We start from the raw sequence: 5,893 nt of genomic DNA, 5'->3' as shown, positions 1-5,893 counted from the left end.
CGTGAAGGCGGCCGCACCGTCGGTGCCGGCATCGTCGTCACCATCAAGGAATAATCGATCCGGTTGTTCCGGTTCGACTGGGAAAGGGCGGTCTTCGGGCCGCCCTTTTTGTTTCCGGCGCTTCACGGCGCAAGTATTGGACGGTCTGTTTCAGAGCTATTGCAAGTACCATTGCCGCAACTATTATAGGTTGCATCAAGGGGGCATTTGCTACGCGTGGGTTCGGGGCGCCATCCAGACAAAATAGCAGGCTTGTGGCGTTGGCTGGTCCGCCTGGCACTGGTGAGCACCATGGCCGTGGCCGCGTTCGCCGCGAAGGCAAGTGACCCCTCAGACCCGCGAACATGGAATCCCGATACCTGGTATCTTCAACACCTGCTGTCCGACGGTTTCTCGGAGATGCGGTTCGTCGTCGTGCGCAGCAGCGCCGCCGGTTGCGAGCCGAACTGTCCGGAATGGATTTCGGCGGAAGGCGCCATCGAGACCGGCACCCCGGCCAAACTCAATCGGATATTGAAGACGCTCGGTCGTCGCCAACTGCCGATCATCGTCAATTCCCCCGGCGGCAGTGTCGAAGCCGCATTGCAGCTCGGCCGGATCATCCGCAGGAACAAGCTCGATATCGCCGTTGGCGTTACCAAATTCTCCGGTTGTCAGCCGGGAGTGAAGGACTGCCGGGCCAATGACGGCAAGGGTGCCGCCTATTTCGGCATCGCCTATGATGGCCGCGCCATGTGCAATTCCGCTTGCCCGCTGATGTTTGCCGGGGGCGTCCGCCGCGTCGTCGGCAATTGGGCCTATCTGGGCGTCCATCAGATCACCACGACCTATCGGCGCCAACAGATATACTACCGTACCACCTACAGGATTGTGGGCGGCAGGAAAAAGGTCATCAGCACTAAGGTTATCAGCCGCACGGACGTCGGCAGCTACAAGACCTACGAGATGAGCAGGGGGCTTGAGAGAAAGCTCTCCGCCTATCTCAAGGAGATGGGCGTGGGTCAGGGCGTGCTGGAGAAGATGAGAGCCACGCCCGCCAGTGATATCCGCCAGATCGCGCTCGACGACATGATGGCAACGAAACTGGCCACCAGCAGGGACACCTTTGACCTGTTGACCAGCGCAAGCCTTTGCATGCTGGACAAGCCGGCCGCGAACTGCCGGCTGATACCGGCGAATGCCAAGCCGGCCAACGTGGAATTGGCAAAGGCCGTACCGTCTTTACAGGCCGAAGTCCCGCCGCCTCAGCCGGCCAAGGCTCCACCAGCCACGCCATTCCAGGGAGCAGTAGGAAACGGGGCGCCGGAAATGCGCTTTTTCGTGGTCCGCGGCAGCAATCCGCTGTGCAATCCCGATTGCCCGGAATGGATTTCGGCGGAGGGCGCGATCACGGGCCAGACCCCGCAGAAATTGCGCCAGCTGCTCGCCATACTTGGCAACCGGCGGCTGCCCGTGGTGATCAGTTCGCAAGGGGGCGACCTGTTCGGCGCGCTGATCGCCGGACGAATTATCCGCGAACGGAAGCTCGACGTCGCCGTGGGCCGCACCGATTTCGTTGGCTGCGATCCGACATCGCCATTTTGCCTGGCCTCCGACGGCGCCTATGCCGGGCTTGGCATCGATACGGGAGTGGAGTGCGATACGCCCTGCGCGCTCATGCTTTCAGGCGGCACAAGACGACTGGTCGGTCCGCAGGCGCGGCTCAGCATGTACCCGATGGGCCAAAATCAGATAGTGAAAGCCTACCTCGAGGAAATGGCGATCGATCCCGGTTTGTTCGCCGCGATAGCGCAGCGCACGGTCGAGCGCCGGCTCGAGCCCGACCTGATGAAGAAAATCGGACTGACGACCGGGCCGCAATCGGTGGACGCCCTGACCGGCGCGTCCATTTGCAAATCCTCGCCCAAGCCTGACAACTGCCGCCCGGTCGCCGAGGCTGCGACAGGCAAGCCGGCAAAGCTCTAGCGCAAGACTGTTGCAAGCGCCTTCGCCGCAACTAGTATGGGCTGCATCCAAGAGGCATGCCAAGCGTGGTTCCAGAACGCCGTTCAGACAGTATTTCGTTGTGGTGGCGCAGGCTGGTTCCCTTGGGACTGGCTATAGTCGTGGCGCTGGCCAGCTTTGCCGCGGCCGCCAAGGAAGCTCCGCTGGAGCTTGGACCGACGATGCGCTTCGTCGTCGTGCGCAGCAGCGCGGCTGAGTGCGAACCCAATTGTCCCGAATGGATTTCGGCGGAAGGCACGATCGAAGCCGGCACGCCGGCGCTGCTCAGGCGCACGCTGAAGACGCTCGGCGGCCGCCGCCTGCCAGTCGTCATCAATTCTCCCGGCGGCAACGTCGAAGCCGCGCTGGAGCTCGGCCGCATCATCCGCAAGAACAAGCTTGATACCGCTGTCGGCATGACGGAGTTTTCCGGCTGCGAGCCGGAGATGAAGAATTGCCACGCCAATGACGGCAAGGGCGCATCCTATTTCGGCATGGCCTATGACAGAGGCGCCATGTGCAATTCGGCCTGCCCGCTGATGTTTGCCGGGGGCATGCAGCGCCTGGTCGGCGAATGGGCGTTTCTCGGCGTGCATCAGATCACCACCACCTACCACCGGGAAAGGCTGCTCTACCGCACCACCTACAGGATGGTGAACGGCAGGAAGAAGGTCATCAGCACCAAGATCGTCAGCCGCAAGAGCGCCGGCAGCTACAAGACCTATGAGATGAGCAAGGCGGTCGCGAAGCGGCTTTCGGCCTACCTGAAGGAAATGGGGATAGGCGAGGGCGTCCTGACGACGATGAAGAACACTCCGGCCAGCGGCATCCACCAGCTGGTCACGGAAAACATGCTGCGGATGAACCTCGTCACCAGCGTGGATTCCGTCGATCTGCTCACCGCCTCGACCGTGTGCGAGCCGAAGCCGGTGCCGGTCAACTGCCGCGAAATTCCGGCGAACAGGAACGCAAAGCCGGCCGGTGCTGCGATCGCCGAGGCCAAGCCCGCCCCTGCCGCGCGGCCGATTGCCGCCGCGCCCTCCAGCGAAGGGCGGGAGATGCGCTTCGTCCTCGTTCGCGGCAGCAACCCGCTCTGCAATCCCGATTGCCCCGAATGGATCTCGGCGGAAGGCACGATCACCGCCGGCACCCCCGACAAGCTGCGCCAGCTGCTCGATGGTATCGGTCAGCGGCGGTTGCCGGTGATCATCAACTCGCCGGGCGGCGACGTTCAGGGCGCGCTTGCGGCAGGTCGGCTGATCCATGAGCGCAGGCTCGATGTCGCCGTCGCCCGCACGGATTTCCTCGATTGCGATCCGGACGCGGCCGGCTGCGTTGCCAAGGATGGTCTCCACGCCGGCCTCACGGTCGAGACCAGCGCCGATTGCGACGCTGCCTGCGCCCTCATGATTGCCGGCGGCGCCAAACGCCTTGTCGGGTCGAGCGCGCATCTGAGCCTGCATGCCCTGGAGATGGGAGAGAAGGTCAAGGCCTATCTTGACGAGATGGCGATCGGGCCGGGCCTGTTTCCCGCCATGCAGTCGGTGCTCAATTCCAGCCACAGGGAACTCAGCCAGGATGAGATGCAGGAGTTCGGGCTGACGACAGGCCGCCAGCCCGTGGATGAGCTTACGGGCGCCACCATCTGCAAGTCGACTCCCAGGCCCGACAATTGCCGTGTTCTGCCAGCCGCCAATGCGGCCGCCGCGACCCCCGCGAAATTGTAGCTGGCCATCGGGGCAGGTTGAGTGAGGCCGGGCGTTATCGCTATCCTCTTGGGAATGGAGGAGCCGCGATGACCGACGACATTCCGACTCTGTTCGAATGGGCCGGCGGCACCGAGGCCCTGAACCGTCTGACACGAACCTTCTACGGCAAGGTGGCCCTGGATCCGGTCGTCGGTCCGGTGTTCAAGAACATGTCGCCGGACCATCCGGCTCATGTCGCGGCCTTCATTGGCGAGGTCTTCGGAGGACCCAAGACCTACAGCGAGGATCATGGCGGCCACCGCGAGATGGTCATGCATCATCTCGGCAAGCACCTCACCGAAGAACAGCGCCGCCGCTGGATCAATCTTCTGGCCGATGCGGCGGATGAGGTCGGCTTGCCCGACGATCCCGAGTTCCGGTCCGCCTTCATGGGCTATGTCGAATGGGGCTCGCGCCTGGCCAAGATGAATTCCAATCTCGGCGAGACCTGTGACCCCGAGACCGAGCCGATGCCGGCCTGGGGATGGGGCGTGCCGGGCGGGCCTTACAGGCCAGCAGGCGGGAAATCGTAGGCCTTGGCAGACCATGGCGTAGGCACGGTCCTTTGCTTTGCGGCATGGAAATCCTGTTTTCTGGCAAAGGATGTAAAACCGCGTCCGACTGCTCTTTACAGAGCGCCCGGAAGCTTTTAGGAAGCGCCTGCGCTGAGACGCGTGTACGGGCATAGCTCAGTTGGTAGAGCGGCGGTCTCCAAAACCGCAGGTCGTAGGTTCGAGCCCTGCTGCCCGTGCCATTTCCCAAGTGGCAAATCGAGATTCCCGGCCTCCGGCATTTGAAAATCGGCGGGCGGCTTGCCATATAGGGTGAATTCGGGCATAAGGCCCGCATAGCCGGGACGGGACGACTGGATGGTTCCGAGGCGGCGTTGGACATAAAGCGAGAACTTGCCACTTGCGTGGATCAAGAATCGGTTTTATGTAGACAGAACAGACACGCGACGCGTGGAGCTGGGAAGCCGGCTTTACGCGTCTGATTTGCATGGGCGAAATGGTGGTGCTGATTTGGCGCCGACATGAACCCAGGCGGCACGTCCCGGCCTGCGGGATCATCCAGGAGACCCGGCCTACGGGTCTTGAAGACAGAGCGGCACATGGCTTCGAAAACCACTAATCCTTTCACCTTTCTCCAGCAGGTACGCGCGGAGACGGCCAAGGTGACATGGCCCTCGCGGCGCGAGACCATGATCTCGACGGTGATGGTCCTGGTGTTCGCCGTCATCGCGATGATCTTCTTCTTCGCCGCCGACATAGCCATGGGCTATGCGATCGAGTTCATCCTGGGCCTCGGGCATTAAGTTCGGCGATTATGGAGAGGTGGTGAAATGACTGCGCGCTGGTACATCGTCCACGCTTATTCGAACTTCGAGAAGAAGGTCGCCGAGGACATCGAGAACAAGGCCAAGCAGAAGGGCCTGTCGGGCGACATCGAGCAGATCGTCGTGCCGACCGAAAAGGTCGTCGAGATCCGTCGTGGCCGCAAGGTCGATGCCGAGCGCAAGTTCTTCCCGGGCTATGTGCTGTTGAAGGCCAATCTGACGGACGCCGTGTTCTCGCTGGTCAAGAACACACCGAAGGTCACCGGCTTCCTGGGCGACTCCAAGCCCGTGCCGATCACCGAGACCGAGGCGCAGCGCATCCTGAACCAGGTGCAGGAAGGCGTCGAGCGGCCGAAGCCGTCGGTCACCTTCGAGATCGGCGAGGCGATCCGCGTTTCGGACGGTCCGTTCGCATCGTTCAACGGCTTCGTCCAGGAAGTGGACGAGGAGCGAGCGCGCCTCAAGGTGGAAGTTTCGATCTTCGGGCGCGCCGTGCCTGTCGATCTGGAATTCGGACAGGTCGAAAAGGGCTGATCCGTAAAGCCGCGCCGAGAGGCGCCGGCAAACCCGCGCCGAGAGACGCGGGGGGTGACGTGAAGAAGCGTCGCCATGAACGGTGGGAGGCGAAGGCGGCTTAGCCGGCCGCGGGAACCGCACCACCAGACTGCAACCGCCGGTGTTTCCCGAAAATGGGGCCGGCATGAGAAAAAGGCAGGAATAGAGATGGCTAAGAAAGTTGCAGGCCAGCTCAAGCTCCAGGTTGCCGCGGGTTCGGCCACGCCGTCGCCCCCGATCGGCCCGGCGCTTGGTCAGCGCGGCATCAACA

Annotated in this window: 5 protein-coding genes, 1 tRNA gene and 1 pseudogene; all 7 read left to right on the top strand. The window is 62.6% G+C overall.

Going from position 1 to position 5,893, the window contains the following annotated elements; all coding sequences use genetic code 11:
- The first annotated feature begins 399 nt into the window (after positions 1-399).
- Positions 400-1,965: a hypothetical protein gene (locus Q0L57_RS03980; protein WP_296738416.1), complete on the top strand. Its 1,566-nt coding sequence runs from the start codon at positions 400-402 to the stop codon at positions 1,963-1,965.
- Between the two features lie 200 nt (positions 1,966-2,165).
- A complete protein-coding gene (locus Q0L57_RS03975; protein WP_296738414.1) occupies positions 2,166-3,710 on the top strand; it encodes a hypothetical protein in 1,545 nt (514 codons plus the stop codon).
- Positions 3,711-3,778: 68 nt separating this feature from the next.
- A complete protein-coding gene (locus Q0L57_RS03970; protein WP_296738412.1) occupies positions 3,779-4,264 on the top strand; it encodes a group II truncated hemoglobin in 486 nt (161 codons plus the stop codon).
- Positions 4,265-4,409: 145 nt separating this feature from the next.
- Positions 4,410-4,485, top strand: a tRNA-Trp gene (locus Q0L57_RS03965).
- A gap of 357 nt (positions 4,486-4,842) precedes the next feature.
- Entirely contained in the window at positions 4,843-5,046 is a 204-nt protein-coding gene (secE, locus tag Q0L57_RS03960) for a preprotein translocase subunit SecE (RefSeq protein WP_095805841.1), read from the top strand.
- Between the two features lie 27 nt (positions 5,047-5,073).
- The gene (gene nusG, locus Q0L57_RS03955) at positions 5,074-5,601 is read left to right on the top strand and encodes a transcription termination/antitermination protein NusG (RefSeq protein WP_126054423.1); all 528 of its coding nucleotides are present in this window, start codon (positions 5,074-5,076) and stop codon (positions 5,599-5,601) included.
- A 189-nt stretch (positions 5,602-5,790) separates the two neighbouring features.
- Positions 5,791-5,893, top strand: a pseudogene (gene rplK / locus Q0L57_RS03950) (50S ribosomal protein L11); the annotation flags it as partial.

Origin of the sequence: Mesorhizobium sp., from assembly GCF_024509055.1 — a bacterium.
Lineage (GTDB): Bacteria > Pseudomonadota > Alphaproteobacteria > Rhizobiales > Rhizobiaceae > Mesorhizobium.
The sequence above is the reverse complement of the archived record's forward strand: the minus strand, read 5'-3'. Positions and strand labels throughout refer to the sequence as shown.